The sequence below is a fragment of the Candidatus Pyrohabitans sp. genome (assembly GCF_054014795.1).
On sequence record NZ_JBPMGE010000008.1, the window covers coordinates 39,051 to 60,592 of the forward strand.

Sequence of the window (21,542 nt, forward strand, 5' to 3'; positions counted from 1 at the left end):
CATGCAGTGCATATCCATAGCCTCTGGAAAGGGTGGGGTGGGTAAGAGCATAGTGTGCGCAAATCTTGCAGTTGCCCTGGCAGATGCCGGTTACAGCGTGGCTGTGATTGACGCAGATATAGAGGGCCCAACTCTCAGCCTGCTTTTCGGATACCGTCTGGAAGATGACGCCACACTTCACGACTACCTCTCTGAGAGCGCCGCTGAATATGAGGTGGTGAGAGAAGTCAGCCCGGGAGTGAGTGCAGTGTTCGGCAGTGTGCAGCTTACCGCTCTTATGAGGGAGCTCAAACTGGAGCGGCTGAAAAAGCTTGCTTCCTGGATTAAAGAGAGGTACGATTTTGTGCTTATAGACACCCCTCCGGGTTTTGATGAGGATGCCTTTGTCGCTATTGATGCAGGGGATGGGATTATTATTGTGCTCAACCCGGATATCCTGTCAGTTACCGGTGCTCTAAAGGTGAGAAGGATTGCGAAAAGGCTGGGCAAGCAGATTCTGGGGTTTGTGATTAACAGGGCGGGGCATGAGTACGACATACCGGTGGAGGAGATGGAGGCGGTTCTCGAGGAGGAGGTTCTGGTGGTTATTGAAGATGACCGCCTGATTAGAACTTCTGTACTGGAGGGCATCCCCCTAGTAACATCTCATCCAGAGTCTCCTGCCTCCAGGGGGATAAGGGAGCTTGCGAAAAGGCTCATTCAAAATAAATCGCCGGCTTCAGGGGCATAGCCTTGGCGCTTCGCTTCGCGGGGTCGTAGATACCTGCCTCACCGGCGCGCTGCACCACTATCTCCGCTTTGAAGGTGCGCTCAAAGAAATGCTTCGCCTCCTCGAGAACGCGTGCCTCATCCACGTAGCTGTGGAACTCTATCTTAGCAGGGTCTTTGACCAGTGCCGGCAGGAGCTTTGCAATCTCCCTGCCGTGCTTTCTCAGTTCCTCCTCACCCATCAGCACCTGCATGGCATTCTTGAGCTCGGGTTTAAGCCGGCTGAGTACCTCGAGCATGCGCCACTTCCAGCGCGGGGCCACGTACAGGTAGATCTTTCCGGGGCTGAGCCCTGTGACCTGCATTATGCTCTCTATGTCCCTGAGGGTATTCGCCACGAGCTCCTCGCCCAGCTCAGCCTCCTCATTTATCAGCTCTTCGCGGTACTCCGGCCAGGGGGCAAGGCTGATATAGCCTTCCTCACCCATGAGGCTCCATATCTCCTCGCTGAGTGCAGGGGCATAGGGTGCAAGGAGCTTCACCCAGTCGCGCAGAACTTCGAGAAGCACCTCCTTATTAGGCTCGTCTCTCCGCAGGTACCACCTTACGTCGTTCCACACATCAAAGAAGCCTGCCTGAAATGCTGAGCGTGTTTTGAACTCCTCCATGCTGGCGGTTGCCTGCCTTATGTGCTTCTGCATCCTGCTCCTCAGCCAGTGGTCAATGCTCCTCTCTTCCTTGCGGGAGTTTTTAAGGTTGATTATCTGCACCGCCAGCTCCAGGAACGCCAGAAGGTTGACTGCCATATCGTGGGCATTCTTTGAGCGCCAGTCGGGGTCGCGCATGCCCTCGCTGGCGTACAGCAGGGTGCAGCGCGTGACGCTTGCCCCGTAATCGCGCAGCGCATCCTTGAGGGTGATGAAGTTGCCCTTGCTCTTGGACATCTTCTCACCCTCGATGCTCATCATGCCATTGACGCCTATAGCAGTGGGCCAGAACTTCCGCTCAAAGAGCGCCACGTGGTGGAAGATGAAGAAGGTCAGGTGGTTGGGTATCAGCTCCTTTGCAGAGTTTCGCAGGTTAACTGGCATCCAGTAGAGAAACTCACGGCGCATCTCCTCAAGCGTTTCCCGCGCTATGCCGCTCTGCCTCGCCACCTCCTCTGCTTTGCCCCTGCCATAGAACAGGTAGTCGAACACCTCTCTGCTCAGCCTGTCGCCGCCTATTCTGTGCTTATTTATGTGCTTGGCGATGGTGTAGAAGGTCATGTAAACCGTAGAATCGCTCAGGGTTTCCACCTTCCACTCGGGGTCCCAGGGCAGGGGCGTTCCCAGGCCAGATTTTCGCGCGCATGCCTTGTCTTCCAGCCACTCTATTGTGTTTTCAAAGTTGGAGCGCGCCTCCTCCGGAAATATCTTCATCCCGGCCAGAGCCTCTCTCACCAGAGCCTTCCATTCCTCATCGCTGTACTTGAGGAACCACTGATCCTTGAGGATTTTTACAAGGCAGCGCGTACCACAGCGGCACACCACCTCTTCCGTAAGCTCATACATCCTGTCTGCTATACCCCGGGCGATGAAGTCCTCAATTAGCTCTTTCTTGGCCTCGTTCACCTTCTTGCCGGCGTACTTGCCGGTGATTTCTCTGAGCACGCCTTTGTAGAACTCCTCACGGTAAACTTCGGCGGTCGCCTCTTCAAGGCGCTCATCGCTCTGGTCAGCGATGCCCATGCGTTCGCATATCTCTATCGCAGGGTGCTCCCCGTAGCCTGGCGCCTTTATGAGGGAGATGGGCTCTATGCTGAGAAGCTCCTCTCTGGTTATGCCGTACTTTGCCACCTTCTCTGGCGAGCGCTGAAGGTCGCGCAGGGCGATGTAGTCGTAGGGTGCATGCGAGGGTACACTCATGACAACGCCCGTGGCATTGTCAGGGTCAACAAAGCTTGCGGGCAGTATGAGGATCTCCCGTCCTGTAATCGGGTCGATGCAGCGCTTTCCTATTAGCTCCTCTTCCTGAAGCTCCTCCTCAATGCTTACATCATCTTTCTGTTCCTTTATCTTGGCGACAGCCTCCCTGCTCACCACCCAGCGCTCATCGCCCACGCGGAGCTTTACATAGCTCGCCTCTGGATTGAGCCACATGTTTGTCACGCCGTAAATAGTCTCCGGTCTGAGCGTTGCCGCCACAAAGTAGGCGTCGCCGAAGGGGAACTTGAGCAGGATGAACTCTGTGGGCGAGACCCCTTCGCCGCGCAGGCGGTCGTGGTCCCCGGTTGGCGACTCGTCGTGGGGACACCACACCACCGGGTGCGTACCCTTGGTGACATAGCCCTTATCGCGCAGGGTGAGGTACTGCCATTCTATAAACCTGGAAAAGGGCGGGTGAAGCGATGTGGTTGTGAACTCCCGCCTCCAGTCTATGCTGTGCCCCAGCTCCCTCAGCGCGAGCTTTGACTCGCGGATGTAGTACCGCGCTATGTACTCCGGGTCTGTGAACTTTTTAAGCTCCTCCTCTGGGACGCGGTCGATGTCCCGGAATATGCGAATCTGCTGCTCATCCCCACGCCTGACGCGCTCCGCAGCGCCCGCGATTGGTTCGCCGGTGATGTGCCATGCCCAGGGGAATAGCACATTGTAGCCCTGCATGCGCTTGAAGCGCGCATACACATCAACCCGCGTTGAGGTAAACACATGCCCCAGGTGGAGGGGGCCGTTCATATAGGGAAAGGGAAAGGTCACAAAAACCTTCTTCCTGTCATCTGGATCCGCCTCAAAGATCCTATCCTGAGCCCAGCGCTCTGCCCACTTCCTGTCTATCTCCTTGAGCTCATCTGCATGCATTGTACTACCTCGCACTTGTGAATCGCCCTTAACGCTATTAAAATTTTGCCCTTTTGGCTTAAGGCAGGGCAGCGCTGTTTACCGGCATGAGATTCCGCTTTTTCTCCTCTGATAATTATGAATATTTCATAAAGATTATGATTATTTCTTAATTTTTCTTAAATATTCTTATAAATTCCTATTTATTTTATCCATAAGAACCCAAAATTTGAAGGAGGTACCTGTTATGATAGATGCCGAGGTCTTTCAAACTTCCAGCAGTATGTTCTTTCTGATCTGGGGCGGGGTTCTGGTATTTTCAATGCACGCTGGCTTTGCCTTTCTTGAGGCAGGGCTGGTGAGGAAGAAGAATGTGGTGAACGCCTTCAACAAGATACTCACAGAGTGGCTTGTGGCTGGCGTCGGATACTTCGTCCTGGGCTACGGCATTGCCCACGGCATTTATTTTGTTCTCATGGATGTGGGAGCTATTGAAAAGGCAGGGCTGCAGTACAACCTGGCCCACTACTTCTTTATGCTCACCTTTGCCACGGCAGCAATAGCCATAATCTCCGGCGGCGTGGCAGAGAGGGTGAGCTTCAGGGCCCACATAATAGCGGCAGTGTTCGTGACCTCCCTCATATACCCCCTCTTCGAGGGCCTTGTGTGGGACTCAAATGCCATCTTCGGCAATCCGCTGGGTGGCGACTCCGGACTTCTTGCCAGGCTCTTCGGGGCACCCTTCCATGACTTTGCGGGTTCTGTGGTTGTGCACGCGATTGGCGGCTGGCTTGCTCTCCCCGCGATATACATTCTCGGCCCGCGGATAGGCAGATTTGTGAATGGCGAGGTGAAGGAGTTTCCAATTCACTCTGTGCCCTACGTTGCCCTGGGCTCCTGGTTTCTGGCCATTGGCTGGTACGGCTTCAATGTTGCCAGCGCCGGAGCCCTGGATGCACTCAACCTCGGGCTGGTTGCGGCGAACTCCACCCTCGCCATGGCTGGAGGAGGTCTTGCCGCTGCCCTGCTATCAAGAAATGACCCCGGCTTCCTGCACAACGGCGTGCTCGCAGGTCTGGTTGCGGTGTGCGCGGGAAGCGATATCTACCATCCCCTGGGCGCTCTGGTTGTGGGCGCAGTGGCAGGAGCTATATTTGTGTGGGGATTCAGGTTTGAAATCGAGGTGCTCAAGATAGACGATGTGCTGGGCGTATGGGTGCTCCACGGCCTTGCAGGGGCCTGGGGTGGTATAGCCACCGGCATCTTCGGCCTGCAAATGCTTGGCGGTGCAGGCGGGGTCAGCTTCCTCTCCCAGCTTGTGGGCACTCTGATAGCTGTGGTCTACGCCCTTGCCGCGGCAACAATTTTATACAAGGCCATAGACATCAGTGTAGGGCTCAGGGCCAAAGAGGAGGATGAACTCAGGGGTCTTGACATAGCCTATCACAGGACAGATGCCTATCCCGAGGAGGCTGTATTGAGGTGAAGAAGATGAAGAAAATTGAAGCCATCATTCGACCCGAGAAGCTGGACGAGGTCAAGCTGGCGCTGGAAGAAATAGGCTGCATTGGCATGACTGTGAGCGAGGTCAGGGGCAGGGGACGGCAGCGCGGCATAGTGCATCAGTGGCGGGGCAGGGAGTACCGCGTGGACCTCCTGCCCAAGGTCAAGCTGGAGATAGTTGTGGGCGATGAGTTTGCAGACAGGGTTATCCAGACCATAGTTGAGACCGCCAGAACGGGCAGCATCGGAGACGGCAAGATCTTTGTTGTACCCATAGAGGATGTGGTACGCGTGCGCACAGGGGAGCGCGGTGAGGCGGCAGTGGGCCAGGAGGGCGAAGCCTGCTGACCCCCTTTACCTCTCCTTCTCCATGCTCCTTTTTATTCTTCCAACCGCATCGACCACATCCCTGCGGTAGATTTTCCTCTTCCTGTATTTGATTGCAGCTGCGTATACCAGCAACAGCAGCGCCACAAAGGTCAGCACCGGTATCAGAAACTTTCTTATGTCCAGCCTTTTCGGCGCCTCCTGCAGGATAAGCGTCAGCGGCTGTGAAACTTCGCTGTCTTCGCCGGTAACCGTCGCCACCAGTGTGTAGCTCCCGGGCGTGGCATCCTGCGGCGGGGTCACCCTGAAAACCAGTTCCTGCACATATCCCGGGAGGAGGAGTCTTGTAATCTCCGGCGGGTCAACCTTCCAGCCGGGGGGTATTGCTATCTTAAAGGTGAGCTTCAGCGCCTCCTGCGAGGGGTTGGTCACCCTCAGCCTCACCTCAGCCTCCTCACCCGGCGTTGCATACGCTGCAAGGGCGCCTGAGAACTGGAGCAGCTCAACACTCTTTACCGTCCTGTAAAACATATTCAGCTGCCTCAAAGACCAGTATATGTACGGCGAATACCTTTCGGCGATTCCACTCACCCGGTACTCCAGCGTGTAGATCTCGTAGGGGTCCACGCCGGAGAGGCGCCACGCCACTACCGGGTCTGCCTCAATCACCCTCACATCGCGGTTGAACTCTATCTCTGCCACATGCGAGGCTATCTCCTTGGGTATCTCCTCCACAATTTCCATTGCCTCCACCCTCACCCCCGAGTTCTCGACCTCCATACTCACCCTGGCGCTGTTCTGCCTTTCATCCAGGTAAACCTTCCTCAGCACCGCCGGCTTCTCAAATCTCGGGGGGTAGGGCTTAATTCTGAATATGAAGAAGGCGCTTGCCTCCTCCTCAGCGTTGCTCAGCTTCAGTACAGCTTTATGGTCTCCCGGCAGTGCGCTCAGGGGCACGCTTATTGCGAGGTTTATACCTGTGCTCTCCCCGCCCGCCAGAGAGACCTCACGGGGCTGCAGACTCACCCAATCAGCAGGAATACCCGCGAGCTCAAGCTTCAGGTCGCTCACCCCTGTGCCGGAAGGATTCTCCACCTCAAAGGACACCGCCGAGGTCTCACCCGGCCTGCCCTCTATGAGCACCGGAAAGAGGGGGAACCTCACACGGGGGGTCTCCTTTTTAATCTCCCCTGAAACCTCTTCACCCCCTGATATTACGCTGAACATCTTCTGTGCGGAGGCATAGGAAGAGCGGTTGTTGTAGTATACCTTTGCAACCACACGATACTCCCTCGTATCCAGGGTTGCAAGATAGCTGGTTGAAATCGTTGCATTGCTTCCGGCTGCGAGGGCCTGGGGCAGGAGGCTCAGATTCTTCACGAGAGAGCCTCCAGCATATATCTCTATCTCGGGCTCAATAATCTCTGCCATACTGCCTGTATTCTTCACCTCGATGATGAAGTCGACTATCTGATTATAGGTAACTGCCTCCGGAACCACAGAAAAGGAGGTGATTTCAATCTGCCTCAGCGGAGATGTCACGACAGCGGTTATGTTGCTGAGAACAAGGGCTTCGCCATAAACGTATCCGGCGTTCGGATTAGAGAGGTTCACAGGATAGGCGGGTTTAACATTAACCTCCCTCTTTGAGCTGTTCACTGCACTGGCGGATATATAGAAGGTTGGCACACCACCGGTAACCACATTTGTGCTGGTGCTCCAGGTATTCCTTCCAGGGAGCAGGTATGAGTAATTGGAAAGCTCATGGGTTGAGCCGTTGACCACATACCAGGTTCTGACATGTACAAAGGCGTCTCTTCCCTGAAGATTTTTAACATTAAAACTTGCATGCCAGGTTGTGTTGTCATAGCTGCTCTTCTCAACGTCCAGCAGGAGGGGGACTGTGGAGTTCATCTCGGCAAAAGAAGAAAAGCTGAACTTAAGGTAGGAGTTTCCGGCCTTTGCCAGAGAGGAGACGGGTGTTATAAATAGCACACCTGTTTTAAGGGCGGGTATAGAGAAGTTTGCTGTTATCTCACCCCCCGCAGTCCTGGCTTGTACGCAGTAGCTTCCGCATACCGGGTTTCCCTGTGCACCTGTTATTCTGGCGCTTATGTTGATGGCAAAGCTGTAGTTGTTCTTTATCCTGTAGACCACCCCGCTGCTCTGTGCCTCAACCGTCACACTCAGGTTAAAGGGCTCCGGAGAAAGGGAGAAGGCATAGTTTCCGGGGAAGGGGATAAAAAAGCTCTGCCTGTAGGTTATGTTTGTTCCGTACAGTTCTGTGGAGTTCACCAGCAGTATGTCTGTATAGATATCCTGGGAGCCGTTGGAGTAGAAAACCATTCCCCTGTACTCGGTGATGTTCAGCGCCTCCACTGCGCCCAGGAGAACGAGCAGTGTTATTATCAGCACCCTCATTCCGGATCAACCCCTATCATATAGGCTCTGGTGAGGGAGTAGCTCCCGGAGGCTGAGAGGTTCAGGAAGACCTGCTTTGTTTCGCCGGGTTTAATCACTTCAAAGCTCCATCTGTAGATGTTGCCGTTTACCGCAGAATAAGTGTAATCTCCGCTCATGCCGGCGATGGATATGTTCTCAGGCTTGAGCCAGTAGACATAGACTCCGTGCTGTGTTCTGCTGTATGCGGTGACGTTTATGGTTGCATTAAGCCCGAGAAGTGCTATTGATGCAGAGATGTTTCTGGGGTAGAGTCCGAGCTGATAATTCTTGCCGAACTCTGAGGTTCCATCGCCGGCTGAAGTTGCGGTGGCCGTGAGCACAGCCCCGCCAGCTACCCCCTTACCCGCGATGTCAATGCTGTCATTGAACCTACCTCCTGCATCCGCTGCCAGCGTGCCCATATACAGCCAGCCCTCGCCGTAGTGGCTTGAAAGCGCCCCTGAGGCCGAGTAGTTGTTTCCGCTCAGATTGTCTCCATCAGTGGAGTTTTTAACCATGTATATCTCCACCTCTGCACTCCCGAAGGCTGAACTTGCACCCTCGCTCTCATTGCCCATGAAGCCCTCAAGATAGAGCAGGCTCCCGTTCAGATATGCGTGGGTTATCACCGGGTAGTCTATGCCGGAGTTGGGCTGGCTGAGGTTGAGAAGACCGTCATTCAGCGTCACATTATCTCCGCTGTAGCTACCGCCGTCGTTCAACCGCGGGTCTATGTCTATGCCTGTGCCAGAGTTGTTGTAGATAGAATTTTTTGTTATCTTTACGCCGGAGGTTGAGAAGTTTGCCATCCTTCCGACAACGATACCAGAACCCTCATTGTCCCTGATGAGAGTGTACATAACAAGGCTGCTATTTGCCAGAGCCCTTATACCGCCGAACTCCACAGCTTCGCCACTTTCATTTCCAGCGCCGTTCAGCTCCAGTGTGCAGTTCAGTACCCTTATCCCCTCTTTCGCAAACCAGGAATCTATACCGAAGCCTGCGTTCTTTGAGGCGAGGCAGTTCTCAAAGGTCACATTGCTCGCCCTCTGGTCGTAGCCTCCCGAGGCATAACCTTCCACACCAAACCCATCGCCAGCGCTTCTTATCATGCCATTTCTAACCGCCATGACATTTTTAACCAGGGCATAGTCAACATAGTCGCCCCAGAAGAACACGCCCGTAGCTCCGTTGTAGGCTACAGCGGAGTCCAGGATGCTGGTATTGTTTGAGTAGACGGCGATTCCGGCGTATTCATTCCTGTTCAAACCACTCTGCACGGGGTCGCTTCCATTTGCCCTGAGCCCCACCATGGCCTCTCTTATCTGGATGTTCATTCCATATGAATTTTCGGGCATGCCAGCTTTTATTCCGATACCATAGTTCCACCACCCACTTGAGGAGTAGTTGGTTCCTGCCCCGAAGATTGAAATATCTGAAATTGTGGTGCTGCTGGCTGTGATATTTAAAACTGAGCCGAGGATTCCATTTCCATATATCTCCACCTCCGGCTTTGGCACCGCCTTTATCCTGACCTCGTCTCCGCTGAAGGGCACTGAGTCAGAGCCAATCCCCACCGGCAGCTCCTCCTGGGTGCTGTAGGATTGAAGCGTCTCTGTGCTGTAGCTGTAGAGCACATATCCCGGGTTGGTGTCATTTACGCCCATATCCTGGGTTAGGACAGTTCCATTCAGCTCCACCTCCTCCGCCACAACCGGGAGCTCACCCAGGGAGGTGTTCAGGGCTATGGTCCACCAGCTTCCGCTTGCATCCTGGGAGTTGGGGGTGGTCATCATAACAAAATAGCTCCTCTGCCTCCCGGCGATGGCGTTGGAGTTCTGGATGAACTGCCTCAGTGCACCCTGAGCATATCTTGCACCCGCATCGTCATCGGCATCGCGGGCGTTGACCACCACGTCGAAGCTGAAGCCGAAGTCCAGGCTCTCACCGGCATAGGCGGAGGTATTCACCCTTGCTAGGTGCTCATAATCTGCATTCAGTGACCTCAGATACAGGTTGTCCACATAGTACTCATAGCCGCCATGCACCACAACACGGTCGAAATTGAAGTAGGTACTGTCGGTGGCTGAGACGCTCACCGCCAGGGTTCCATTGACATAGTAGGTGGAGAAGCTCACTGTTCCATTCGCGTACAGAAATAGCCTCCAGTAGTACCACCCGTTTTCCGGCGGATTCCAGGTCACCCGGCTGCTGATCTCTGTTGCACTACCACCGGTGCGTCTGTCGATGGATATGTAGTTCTGGCCGTGATGTACCCGGAAGCTGTACCCGTTGAAGCTGCCGTCTTCAATTCCAATTCTGTCGATTGCTCCCCCGCTCCAGGGGCGCGGGCGGTAGGTGTAGCCCTCGAGCACAATATCTCTGCTCACAGCGGTGCCTATGAGCTTATAACCCCCGTTGGGGTCGTTGAATCCTGTTTTTTTGAGGCTATAGCTCCCCTTATAGGAAACTGCAGAGGACTGCTCCACCACACCGTTCCTGTAGTCCTGCCAGCCTTCCCAGCTTTCAAAGTCGTCAAAGAAACGCGTGCCAAAGCTGTCGCTGACTCCGGGGTTCTGACCTCCAAATCTAGTCCTGCCGGCATGTGCAGAGCCGTTCCACTCCACCTGGAAGCTCTGCTCTGCCCAGATGTCATCGGGGGTATAGCCGGGGTTCAAACCCCTGGTGGTATTTACAGTTTTTGAGTTGACGCCTATGAAGTAGATACCCCGCCCCACTGAGAAGTTGTAGTATCCAGAGCTGTTGGTGGTGGCTGTGGCATAGGCTGGGTCCTGCGATGGGTTGAAGATGCCATCGCCGTCATCTATGAAAAGGGTAAGGTTTACTTTTGAAACCCCTTCATCCTCCGAGGGATTGAAGGCCCTACCAAGGCTGCCTAGGTCTTCAAAAACCCTGCCATAAATCCGGATAAAGGCAGACAGGTTGTGGCTAAGGCTGTCGGTAACCCCGTTGGATTCTACCCCTTCCACCACTATTGTGTATACCCCTTCAACGGGAAGCAGGAAGGAGTAGTTGAACAGCTTCCACAGAGGTGGCGTACCCGGGTCGGTGGAGTTGAGGTCCATTGCATCCTGTATGTATAAGGTGCTGTTGGGGTAGTAGATGGTTATGTTCGCCCCTGCGATATCGTAGGAACCTATGGGGTCAGTTATGTTTGCGAGGAGTACTGCAGTTTCTCCAGGTTTGTAGGAGGTCTTATCCCGGGATATCTCATAAACCTTGACATAGGTGGTGGTGTTCAGGGTGATGTTGGAGTTGTAGCTGGCATCGTGGTGAACATAGAGGGTCTGCACAGTCTGGGAGTTTTCCACCCTGAGGATGAGGTAGTTCTCCCTGGGAATGGTCTTCTGGGAGTCGAGGGTGATTTCAAAGGTTTGGAGAGCTGGCGTGGCTCCAGGGGCAAATCTGCTGGTGTTGGAGCCCAGCACCGTCGATGTGGTGCCATCGGTATACAGGAGGGAGACTGTTACTGTGTGCAGGGCTGCTGCAGAGGAGGAGTTCAGCCAGAGGGATACCCTAATCTTGCCCGAGATTGTAAAATCATCTGCGAAGCTGGGGCTCTGATACCAGGACTGGAGGGTGTTGGGGGAAATCGGGGTGTAATTTGCGGTTGATGTATCCCGGGAGGTGTTCAGCATCAGGTTTCCGTGGAGGTAGAAGCTCTTGGGCTCTGAGGGTGGCTCTGGGGTCTTGGTGCTCAGCGTCACGTCGTCGCTGACGCCCGGGTCTGCTGTGCTTATGAAGTCGAACACAGTGAAATCCACCTCGCCCAGGGGGGCGCCTGAAGATATAACCTTTGAGACTGTGATGTTGCTCTCTCCGGAGGGGAGGTAGATGTCGGGCAGTCCGTTGGCGTTGCTGTCATAGCCGGGGGCTATGTAGTCCCATGCCCCATCTCCATCTGTATCTTCGGCTGCAACTGCACTGGCATTGTATACCCTGCTCGCCCACGCTTTGGTGCTCCGGGTTATGTTCACGTCAAATCTCCCTGCGGAGTAGTAGTTGCCCGCGGTGAGGTTGTAGAACACCTCCTCACCAGCGCTGCCCGTCTTCTCCTGGTCAGGCTCTATGGTGAAGGCAATGAGGTGTATTACTATCCACTTCAGGTCGTTGCTTGAATTCTGGTCATTCGCAAGCTTTGTTCTGAAGGTGACATTGTAGCTGCCGTAGGGCATGCCGGAGATGTTGAGGGGGAAGGAAACCTGCGCTGTTTCATTGAAGGGTACAGAGAGGTTGACGTAGGTGTAGTTCTCATAGGAGTAGCCTCCTTCTATCCGGGTGATGTTAAAGGTTACGTTGAGGTTTTCCGCGTCCACCAGCCCGTAGAGGGCAGCAGTTGCATTGAAGTAGATTACCTGTACTGTGTTTGGATTAAATTTTGAGTTGTTCGCCGGGTAGTCTATGGACTTAATTCCCGCGTCATAGATTACCGATTTCCCGGCGTTTATCTGCTCTACCATGTCGCTCAGGTTGTACCCCAGGCCCCATATTATCGGTATCACCAGGGTGTCACCAATGTTTAGGGAGGGTATATCCCAGGCCAGGGCATTTGCGGCGTCTCCCGTATATGTCGAGCCGTTGGCAAGGCTGTCACCAGCTATTTTTGTCCATATCCAGTAGTACCAGTCTACATCGTGGGCTGAACTTCCCAGGTTGGAGCTGTAGCCGCCGTACTGAATATCTCCGGGAGGTGCATTGGTGTCGTAGCCGTAGACCAGGTCGTGGGTGGAGTTGTAGTAGCTGTTGTCGCCAGTGTAGCTTCCCCTGAAGTTCCAGTCCATCCCCTGGAAGAAGCGCAGGTCCTGGAGGTCCCTTTCACCGATGTTTTTTATGTAGTAAACAGTGGCAAACCACCTGTTGTTGTCCCTGATTATAACCTTCTGGGTTATATTCAGCTGGGTCTGCTGGAACAGGGGGGTTTCCATGTCGGTGATTATTACGCTCTCCAGGGTTCCATCGGGCACCGTGTTGAGGGGCACATCCTCCCTGTTGAGGTGGGTTATGTAGTCGTCTCCCAGGGCTCCTCCACCGTAGGGATTCCCGTACTGCCTCTCCCTCAAAAATCCCAGCAGGTACCTGTATCTCAGGGCGATCTTTGAGCCGGCATCTATGTCTATGTCGTTGCCATAGGCGTTGTCCTCAGTTCTGCCTGCGTGATCGTAGGTTGCTATGGTTGCCGAGTCATCGCCCTGGGAGTAGGGAAAAACCACTGCCGAAATCTGCCCCGCTCCGGAGGTGGTTCCGGAGTAGGCGAGTTCTATTGCAATGGAGTTGTTCGGAGCCGGCGGTGTCAGGGTTATGTCATAGCCCCAGATGGGATCGTCGTAGAAGTAGAGGGTGGAGTTCTCCACATACCATCTCATTTCCCCTGTAACCTCGCCTGTGCTCCTGTTTACGCTGAGGTTGTTTACTATCCTCCTGCCGTCATCACCCACTATCTCCTTGACCCTGTAGCCCGGCGGTATTTCAGCCCTGAACCTGTACCACACCTCGAGCTTGCTGTTCAGCTCAACCCTTATCTTGTCGTCCTTTATCCTCTTTACCGTAAGGGTTGTGTTAAGAATCTCCTGGGGAAACCCGAATTTTTTGAGGTTTCTCTTGCTTGCAGGATACTTCATCTCCAGGAATTTGCGAATCTTGTGGGGTTTCATCTTTTTCTTTTTTGATTCTTCTTCAACTTCTGGAGATTCTTCAAATTTGACAATTATTTTCCTTTCTACCGGGTCATAGGCCACTATCCGTTTTCCCTTTAATTTCTTTACAACAGTTACAACAGTGAAGTTTAACGCGAGCTCGGCATTTCCTGAGCTCAGGAAGGCAGAGTAGTTTCCCGGAGGGAGGTCTATGGGGATTGTGAAACTGCCGTTAATTATCCCGGAATATCCCTCCAAGTCTGCAATCCTCCAGTAAATCTTCTCGGGTTCTCTAAAGTAATAGTCCACATAACCCCCAATCGAGCTTCCATTAAAGCTCGCATTTATCTCATAAAAGTCCACCACAAAGCGTTTAACAACCCCATCGGCAGATACGGTATACTCCCCCAGGACCACCTCCCTGCTCAGGTTGAACCAGGCAGCATAAGTCTTATTCTGCTCTTCGAAGCTCAGCTCTGCTGTCCTGTTCAGAGGGTCGGCAATAAAGGCAATCTCTGGCTTAAAGTTTGCTCTGATTTCCACAACTTCGCCCGGAAAATAGGTCTCGCCAACCTTCAGTTTTCTTTTATGCTCTGGCTTTTTTAATGGAAGGCTTATATTAAGCTCGGTGTTGCCCAGCCTGAGGATACCTGAGGTACCATTATGGGGCAGGGAGATTTTGAATCTTCCGCCCTCCACCTCAGCCTCTCCGGTGAGGTTCGCGGGCATTATGGTGTAGCTCACATTTCCCGGCGTTGCCGTGTAGTACTTCACCTTTCCGTGAATGGTGTTGTTGACAATCTCTGCCACGAGAGAGTAGCTGTCCACATAAACCTCTCTGCTGATGCCATCCACGAAAATAGTGTAGTTTCCGAGGACGATATTCTTTTTGAGGGGGAATTCTGCGAGATAGGCATCCGCCTTCTTTTCAAATTCTATTTTTTCAGTCCCTATTGGGGTCAGAATATAGGCATCTTCAGGCATAAAATTTGATTCTATCTCAATTGTATCTCCAGGGAAATATATCTGCTTTTTAATATAAATTTCCCTTCCCTCCATAGAAAAATCTGCAGGTGGGCTCAGAATGATTATTAATATAACCGCCAACAATGATTTTTTCCTCATTTCCCCATACCTGCCTGGCCAGAAGAAGGGTAGGGATTATTGGACATTCTTCTGGCGTTTTCTGAGATAAATCAGTACAACCACTGAGAGGAGTAGGATGATGCTCCAGAAAAGCAGTGACCACTTCATGCCCAACTGGGGCAGCGGGAGTGGGGAAAACTCTGCTCTGTAAAAGGTCATTCCACCCGCTGGAAGTTTGTCAGGACCCATCTGTTTGTAGACAGTTTTCCATTCGGAGTTGAACACAACGGCCACATTTTCAACCTCAATATCCGAACCAACAGGTATGGAGACATCCCTGAAGAGTATGCCTCCTTCCGCCAGGTCGGCTGAGCTGTACTCCACGACGAAGGTAATCTCCTCTCCGGGCTCTACTGGATACCACAGTTCGTACACGAGGGTGGTGTAGTCCCCCTCATCTTTAACATTTACAGGAATCTTCTTACCATCTCTGGTGTAAGCCTTTACATTCTCCACTTCTACAGCACTTTTTTTTTCGGTGAATGGGATGGAAAAGAAGAGGACCTTCACGGGAGACCTCTTCTGAAGCCTGAGCTCGCCCATTCCCGGGACAATTGGACTGTTTATGAGATTTCTCAATGTGATGGTGTTTTTAACATGCACACTCTCACCGGCATCCACCTCTATTGTGTAGTTGGATATGGCTATAACCTTCACAAACTGGGCATCTGAAACTCCTGCGCTGAGGAGGACGAATAACAGAAGCGAAAAGTAAATTCTTTTCATGGTAATGATAAAAAGAGAGAGGGGAGATAAAAAGGTTTCCCCTTACCTCTTCCTTCGTGGCAGTCGCATCCTGAAAGCTCCCAGAAGCACCGCCGCTGTGGCCAGGGCAAAGAGGCTCTCGTAGTTTGCCGCCGCCGAGCCGCTCACTATGGTTATCTTCGGCGATGTCTGTGTATTCATGGAGAACGTCGGGTCAATACCCACAATGAAGGCATCGCTCAGTTTGAAATCACCAGAGCCCTGAGCCTGGTAGTAGATGACAACGCTCTGATTTGCACTTATCTCGGTTGAATCGGTGTAGCTGCCATCACCGTCGGCATTGGGGTATAACGCGTGAAGTTCCCAGGCGTAGCCCTCAGCATAGCCGCTCATTGGATTACTCTGGTTAACAGTCCACTGGAAGGTTGCATCACCGTTGTTCAAGGCAAGCATACTCGCCTGGGTCACATTCATCTTGGTGACCACACTGAAGTTCTCTGGTACCATGTCGTAGGCCCAGACGTAGGTTGGGGTCACATCGGCGCCCATGTTCTCCACAACAATGTAGATGTCGTAGGTATTTGCTCCTGCTGGAATAACGTGCTTTGTCGCCTTGACAAGGTAGGTGCCTATGACAAGAATCTTCTCCACCACTATGTAGCTGCTGCCGTAGCTGGTGTTGTACTCGTGGGTGGTTGAATTGACAACCCACCAGCCGTAGGTCTGGTTGCTTATGAGCCTGAGCGTCATGTTCGCCCAGATTACAGGTACTATGCTGTTCTCGAAGGTGTACTTACTTGACTGCCAGCCTGTTGGTGTGTAACCAGAGCCGCCTGGCCAGAGCGTCTGGCCCGGCGTTAGGTCGTGATAGGAGCCAGATATGATCTGGTTCATGTTCGGGAAGCCCGCGGTTGTGTCCACTGCCCACAGTGACACATTCTTAATTACATAAGCCACTCCCTGAGCGGTATTGTTAATCTCCACGCTTTCATTCCACCACGTGCCAGAGGTGTTGATCACAGGTCCCTGTTTTATGGCTGAGATTCGCGCTGGTGCGGAGGAGAACACATCAACGACGCGTGAGCCACTCATGGTCTGGTTGAAGTTGAAGAATATCGTGGCAAAGCCGAAAGGTTCCAGCACCGCACTTCGATTGCTGAACTCATTCCTCCCGGTAACGTCAAAGCTTATGTTTACATATTCGCTGGCTGTGGTGAGGGTTATGCCGGTGACATTCAGGGCGTCCTGGGTATTATCGGTATATGGACCATCCCAGAGCACGCCTGTACCCTTATTTGTGTTGGCGTTTGCCACCGGTCCAAGCACACTCCAGTTTTGGCTTCCAAAGTTGGCTGACTGTTTGCTGAGGTACTTTGTTACATTCACATACACCGTGTCAACTCCGCTGGGCAATGCGCTGGTATTCAGGGCGAGGTTGAAGAAGGCTCTCCAGTTCTGCACACTCTTTGCAGGGATTTTTGAGACATTGTAGCTTTCATCCACCAGTATTAGCGTACCCACCTTGGAATCGTCCACATCGTAGTACAGGCTGACCTTCTCATTCTGCCTCAGCATCGGGATATGCACAAAGTAGTCAGCTCCGGCGGTGATGAGGTTGCCATTTGTGGCATCACTCGCAGCTGTGGGGTTGGTGGTTATGAGCACATTAGAAGAAGAGCCGTTGTAATATAAACTCAACCCGCCGGTATTGTCCACCAGGTCTATCGCAAGCCATATATCAGATAGGTCGTCGTTGCCGTTATTGGTTATGTTTATGATACCTGTGATATTTTTTGAATAACTGAAGCTGTAATCGCTCTGCTGCTGTGCGACCAGCTCCATGAGTTCTGTATTTTCTACATCCAGAGGTGCCGCTGAAACTGTACCAATACCTATTAGAATCGTCAAGAAGAGGCATACTCCTAATGAAAGATTTCTCGGCAATTTCTCGCCTCCTTTTATCTTTTAATATGTCCTTCTTTTTTAATTCTAGTCCATATATATAGTTATGGGTAACGCACACGCTTATAAATTGAGCATTTTTGTAAAGCACATGGCAACAGGCACAATTTGTGAAAACAATTTCAGATATATCAGAAAACGTGCAACGAATTACACATGTACGGGGACTGGCGAATTAACCTGATTGCAACTCTGGCATTTCTATGTGTGCCTTCAAAATTCAGGATTTTCCACCGTGGAACCTCTTACCCAGAGCGAACTTTCCCACCTCGTGGTGTGTGCCCTCGACCACCTCAATCCCGAGAGCCTTCAATGCTCTTCTTTATGTCCTCCTTGAAGATGCACCTGTTGAGGGGCTCCTCCATTAGCATGCAGGAGCTCATGTGGATGACATCCACGCCGTAGCGCTTCAGCGTTATGGACCCGCAGGAATGCCGAACTATCTACAACCCAGAGAGGTTGTAATTCTTTTAACAACCTGTGGACATTGTATTTATAAAGGTGTAAAGATATATTGGTGAATCATGAGGGAACGGTTGTACGTTGTGCTTGGCGATGTTGTATCTTCTCGCCGATTAGTTGATAGGGCAGAGTTCCAAAACAAACTGGAAAAAACGTGCAAGGAAATTAACAAAACATATGCGGAAGATATTTATGCAGACTTTAAAATTTTGAAAGGGACTGATGAGATCGCCGGTGTGCTTTCTGATCTGTCGAATATTTATAAAATTATATCCACAATACAGGAACAACTGTATCCCAATTATATGCGCTTTGCTGTAGTGTTAGATCGTATCGATACTGCTTTAGAGACTAAGGATGCAGCTTTGATGGATGGTCCTGCCTTTCATAAAGCATCAGATATTATGAACAAACTTAAGAAATCAAAATTGATGTTTGATATGTCGGTAAGCGATAAAATAGTAGATACTGCCATATCAGGGCAGATAAATCTCATTTTATTATTAAAGAAAAATTGGTCTCCAAAACAGCGCCAGATAGTAGGGGAATATGAAAAGACTAAGAATCAGTCTAAGATAGCAAAAAAATTAGGGATAACCCAGCAAGCTGTTTCGAAAATTCTTGGTCGTTCAATGTGGAAAGAGATAAAAACGATTGAAGGTAAATTAAATCAAATACTTCGCAGCTATTCACAGAAGCAGCACATTGGATGGATGTCAAATGATTGAAAACATGAACGCAGATGTTCTATTAATCTTGGTGGGAGGGTATTTTATACTCTTGGTAACAAGTGGGAAGATGGTAAACTTTATTTTAAACAGAATTTCGAAGGAGCCCATAAGTAGAAAAATCGGAAAAGAAGCGCGAGATACCGGCTTTGTGATAGGAAAATGTGAAAATTTGCTGATACTCACTTTTATGATATTAGATGCATATACCGCATTAGCATTAATATTTGCTGCAAAATCTATAGTTCGGAGAGGAGACATGAACAAGAATTCTCTATTTTTCTTAGCAGGGACTATGATAAACATTACATATTCTGTAATAGTGGGTTTTGTTATGAAGATACTTATATATGCAAATTGAGGTATGGGTTACAGGTGGTTCTGATTAAGGCGCTATTTCCTCTCATGGAACCTCTTACCCAGAGCGAACTTTCCCACCTCGTGGTGCGTACCCTCGACCACCTCAATCCCGAGAGCTTCAATGCTCTTTTTTATGTCCTCCTTGAAGATGCACCTGTTGAAGGGCTCCTCCATTAGCATGCAGGAGCTCATGTGGATGACATCAACGCCATAGCGCTTCAGGGTGTTTGCCAGCCTGAAGGTGCGCCTCCCTGAGCATCCGCCGCAGGTGAAGAACCCCACCAGGCTGGTTTCCTCTCCCTCGTAGCGCTTGAACAGCTCCTTCCTGTTCTCATACGCAAGCAGACACCCTATGCCCGGGCACACCTCGCTCACAATATCGCATCTCACAATGGCGATCCTCTTTTTCTTTTTCTCTACCTCCAGCCCGAGGTACTTTGCCTTAGCCCTGAGGGCAACATCCTCTGTAACCTTCTCCAGACCCTCCTCCTTTGCAAGCTTTTCCACAGCTCTTTTGGCCAGGGGTCGAACAAAACCCGGGACCTCTTCCATAATCTTCAGTGCCTTTTCTTCCCACTCCATCTAACATCTCACCTGCACTCAGCCGTGGATGAGCATCGGGAGGCATCGGGAGCAGACGTGGTGCTCCTCTTTCCTGTGGTAGTACTTTATTATTGGCACTTCATCCTCACTTCTGCTGCAGTTCTCACACTTCTTCATAGTCTCAGCTCAGCTTTATAACTTATGCCCTTTTTCACGAAAATGTTCGGGAATAATAACCTTTAACTTCGTTACATCGCAGTTTGAAGACGGTGGTACCTTGGGCGGGAAAAAAATTAAGGGCAGGGTGTGGCGTTTCGGCGCAAATGTCGACACAGATCAGATAATCCCGGCGGAGTATTTAGTCACAGCGGACCCGAAAGAGCTTGCAAAGCACGCCTTTGAGAAGGTGAAGCCGGAGTTTGCACAGCAGGTTAGGGCTGGAGATATCATCGTTGCCGACGAAAACTTCGGCTGCGGTTCTTCGAGAGAGCATGCTCCCCGTGCTCTGATGGGCGCCGGTATAAGTGTGGTTATAGCAAAGAGCTTTGCGCGTATATTCTTCAGGAACAGCATAAACATAGGCCTGCCCCTGATAGAGGCTTCTGTCGATGCGGACGATGGCGATGAGCTTGAGGTGGACTTTTCGCGGGGTACAATAAGGAATCTGACAAAGAACAGGGAGTACACCTTTAAGCGCCTGCCCGAGTTTCTGCTCAATCTCCTTGAGAGCGGGGGCCTTGTGGAGTACACAAAGCGAGAGCTTGCAAAGAGGGCTCAAGCTTAATAAGGGTGCGGGTAAAATTAGACCATGCTTCCAGAGAAGCTCAGGGAGGATTTCCCGGCATTAAAGCAGCTTCGCAACGGCAAACCTCCTGTTTATCTCGACAGCGCGTGCATGAGTTTGAAGCCCAGGCAGGTAATAGAGGCGATAAACGAATACTACCTGAGTTACCCTGCCTGCGGCGGGCGTGGGCGCTCCCAGCACTGGTTTGCGAGGAAGGTTAAGGAGGCCACAGAACTTGCGAGGGAGAAGGTTGCTGGATTTATAAACGCCTCGCCCGGGGAGATAATCTGGACCAAGAATACCACTGAGGCAATAAACCTGGTGGCAAGAAGCTTCAGGCTTGAGCGGGGCGATGTGGTTATTACAAGCGACAGGGAGCACAACTCCAATCTGGTGCCCTGGCTGGAGCTTGAGAAAAGCAGGGGTATAAGGCACGAGGTTGTACCATCGCGGGAGGACGAGACCTTCGACCTGGAGAAATTCAAGGAGATGCTCTCTTCCAAGGTTAAGCTTGTGAGTGTGGTGCACGTCTCCAACCTGGACGGCTATGCCCTGCCGGTGAGGGAGATTATTGAGGTGACCCACGATTACGGAGCCAAGGTTATGCTGGATGCAGCCCAGAGTGTGCCCCACAGAAGCGTGGACGTTCGCCGCCTCGACGTCGACTTCCTGGCCTTCTCTGTGCACAAGATGCCGGGCCCCAGCCTTGGCGTGCTGTACGGTAAAGAGGAGGAGCTTGGCGAGCTTTCTCCTTTTATAGTTGGCGGCGACACGGTGGGCGATTCCTACTATAACAAGGCCATATTCCTGCCGCCACCCTACCGCTTCGAAGCAGGGCTTCAGGATTATGCGGCGCAGATAGGTGCTGCGGCTGCGGTTGACTATCTTTGCCAGGTGGGCATGCGCAGAGTTGAAAAACACGAGCGCGCTCTCACAGAGTACCTCTCGAGAAAGCTCGCCGCCATTGAGGAGGTGCGCTTTGTGGGCGTTGCCCAGGCGAAGCTGTGCTCTGGAATAGTGAGCTTCCGTATAGAGAGGCAGGGCAGAAGCCTTGTAGCGCCGAGCGATGTCGCCGAGCTTCTCGACCGCCATTATAACATAATGCTGCGTGCAGGCGACCACTGTCTGCACTCCTGGTTCAACGCCCGCGGAATAGGGGCCAGTGGCTCAGTGAGGGCAAGCGTCTACCTCTACAACACCCGTGAGGAGTGCGACCTGCTCGTGGAGGGTGTGGAGAGGATAGTTGAGATGGAGGGATGAGGTATAGAGGAAAAAAAACGCCTTCTCCTGGAAATCCTCCGCTCGCTGGGCGAAGCCAAGCTGGCGAGGATTCAGGAGGAGGTTGAGCTGAGAAGACTGGAGGAGCCTGAGAAATACGAGGCTCTCACAGGCTGCAACC

General features: G+C 52.0%; 13 protein-coding genes. 7 read left to right on the forward strand and 6 right to left on the reverse strand.

The features are described from left to right. Position 1 precedes the first annotated feature (1 nt). Positions 2-730: a cell division ATPase MinD gene (gene minD, locus ACXJJW_RS00730; RefSeq protein ID WP_456473801.1), complete on the forward strand. Its 729-nt coding sequence runs from the start codon at positions 2-4 to the stop codon at positions 728-730. On the opposite strand, the gene leuS is transcribed toward minD, so the two are convergent. Next, a complete protein-coding gene (leuS, locus tag ACXJJW_RS00735) occupies positions 696-3,548 on the reverse strand; it encodes a leucine--tRNA ligase (protein WP_456473802.1) in 2,853 nt (950 codons plus the stop codon). The genes minD and leuS overlap by 35 nt on opposite strands. A 226-nt stretch (positions 3,549-3,774) precedes the next feature. Between leuS and ACXJJW_RS00740 the strand changes: the two genes are divergently transcribed. Together ACXJJW_RS00740 and ACXJJW_RS00745 are read left to right on the forward strand one after the other, a co-directional pair. Then, entirely contained in the window at positions 3,775-5,013 is a 1,239-nt protein-coding gene (locus tag ACXJJW_RS00740) for an ammonium transporter (RefSeq protein ID WP_456473813.1), read from the forward strand. A 5-nt stretch (positions 5,014-5,018) separates the two neighbouring features. Next, entirely contained in the window at positions 5,019-5,378 is a 360-nt protein-coding gene (locus tag ACXJJW_RS00745) for a P-II family nitrogen regulator (protein ID WP_456473803.1), read from the forward strand. A 6-nt stretch (positions 5,379-5,384) separates the two neighbouring features. Here ACXJJW_RS00745 and ACXJJW_RS00750 read toward each other — a convergent pair whose 3' ends face one another. The 4 genes from ACXJJW_RS00750 to ACXJJW_RS00765 all read right to left on the reverse strand — a co-directional run bounded on the left by ACXJJW_RS00750 (position 5,385) and on the right by ACXJJW_RS00765 (position 17,212). Further along, positions 5,385-7,778, reverse strand: a complete 2,394-nt coding sequence (locus ACXJJW_RS00750; RefSeq protein ID WP_456473804.1) for a COG1470 family protein — start codon at positions 7,776-7,778, stop codon at positions 5,385-5,387. Then, on the reverse strand, positions 7,775-14,512 hold the full coding sequence (locus tag ACXJJW_RS00755) for a right-handed parallel beta-helix repeat-containing protein (protein WP_456473805.1): 6,738 nt from the start codon (positions 14,510-14,512) through the stop codon (positions 7,775-7,777). Before ACXJJW_RS00755 ends, ACXJJW_RS00750 begins: the two co-directional genes overlap by 4 nt. 102 nt (positions 14,513-14,614) lie before the next feature. Then, positions 14,615-15,325, reverse strand: a complete 711-nt coding sequence (locus ACXJJW_RS00760) for a hypothetical protein (RefSeq protein WP_456473806.1) — start codon at positions 15,323-15,325, stop codon at positions 14,615-14,617. Between the two features lie 42 nt (positions 15,326-15,367). Beyond that, positions 15,368-17,212, reverse strand: coding sequence for a hypothetical protein (locus ACXJJW_RS00765; RefSeq protein WP_456473807.1), 1,845 nt, complete (start codon positions 17,210-17,212; stop codon positions 15,368-15,370). Between the two features lie 578 nt (positions 17,213-17,790). Here ACXJJW_RS00765 and ACXJJW_RS00770 point away from each other — a divergent pair. Both ACXJJW_RS00770 and ACXJJW_RS00775 read left to right on the forward strand, forming a co-directional pair. Next, on the forward strand, positions 17,791-18,456 hold the full coding sequence (locus tag ACXJJW_RS00770) for a SatD family protein (protein ID WP_456473808.1): 666 nt from the start codon (positions 17,791-17,793) through the stop codon (positions 18,454-18,456). Then, positions 18,449-18,817 (forward strand): hypothetical protein, encoded by a 369-nt coding sequence (locus ACXJJW_RS00775; RefSeq protein WP_456473809.1) that lies wholly within the window; start codon positions 18,449-18,451, stop codon positions 18,815-18,817. The genes ACXJJW_RS00770 and ACXJJW_RS00775 overlap by 8 nt, the downstream gene beginning before the upstream one ends. Positions 18,818-18,849: 32 nt before the next feature. Here ACXJJW_RS00775 and ACXJJW_RS00780 read toward each other — a convergent pair whose 3' ends face one another. After that, complete coding sequence (locus tag ACXJJW_RS00780; RefSeq protein ID WP_456473810.1) at positions 18,850-19,398, reverse strand: CGGC domain-containing protein; 549 nt, start codon at positions 19,396-19,398, stop codon at positions 18,850-18,852. Between the two features lie 238 nt (positions 19,399-19,636). Between ACXJJW_RS00780 and ACXJJW_RS00785 the strand changes: the two genes are divergently transcribed. Together ACXJJW_RS00785 and ACXJJW_RS00790 are read left to right on the forward strand one after the other, a co-directional pair. After that, a complete protein-coding gene (locus ACXJJW_RS00785; RefSeq protein WP_456473811.1) occupies positions 19,637-20,143 on the forward strand; it encodes a 3-isopropylmalate dehydratase small subunit in 507 nt (168 codons plus the stop codon). Between the two features lie 24 nt (positions 20,144-20,167). Further along, entirely contained in the window at positions 20,168-21,403 is a 1,236-nt protein-coding gene (locus ACXJJW_RS00790; RefSeq protein WP_456473812.1) for an aminotransferase class V-fold PLP-dependent enzyme, read from the forward strand. Positions 21,404-21,542 lie beyond the last annotated feature (139 nt).

Bases quoted from the DNA above. Each gene is read 5' to 3' on its own strand.
- ACXJJW_RS00770 (WP_456473808.1), top strand. From the start codon at position 17,791: ATGAGGGAACGGTTGTACGTTGTGCTTGGCGATGTTGTATCTTCTCGC.
- ACXJJW_RS00745 (WP_456473803.1), top strand. From the start codon at position 5,019: ATGAAGAAAATTGAAGCCATCATTCGACCCGAGAAGCTGGACGAGGTC.
- ACXJJW_RS00775 (WP_456473809.1), top strand. From the start codon at position 18,449: ATGATTGAAAACATGAACGCAGATGTTCTATTAATCTTGGTGGGAGGG.
- ACXJJW_RS00755 (WP_456473805.1), bottom strand. From the start codon at position 14,512: ATGGAGGGAAGGGAAATTTATATTAAAAAGCAGATATATTTCCCTGGA.
- ACXJJW_RS00760 (WP_456473806.1), bottom strand. From the start codon at position 15,325: ATGAAAAGAATTTACTTTTCGCTTCTGTTATTCGTCCTCCTCAGCGCA.
- ACXJJW_RS00740 (WP_456473813.1), top strand. From the start codon at position 3,775: ATGATAGATGCCGAGGTCTTTCAAACTTCCAGCAGTATGTTCTTTCTG.
- ACXJJW_RS00780 (WP_456473810.1), bottom strand. From the start codon at position 19,398: ATGGAGTGGGAAGAAAAGGCACTGAAGATTATGGAAGAGGTCCCGGGT.
- leuS (WP_456473802.1), bottom strand. From the start codon at position 3,548: ATGCATGCAGATGAGCTCAAGGAGATAGACAGGAAGTGGGCAGAGCGC.
- minD (WP_456473801.1), top strand. From the start codon at position 2: ATGCAGTGCATATCCATAGCCTCTGGAAAGGGTGGGGTGGGTAAGAGC.
- ACXJJW_RS00790 (WP_456473812.1), top strand. From the start codon at position 20,168: ATGCTTCCAGAGAAGCTCAGGGAGGATTTCCCGGCATTAAAGCAGCTT.
- ACXJJW_RS00750 (WP_456473804.1), bottom strand. From the start codon at position 7,778: ATGAGGGTGCTGATAATAACACTGCTCGTTCTCCTGGGCGCAGTGGAG.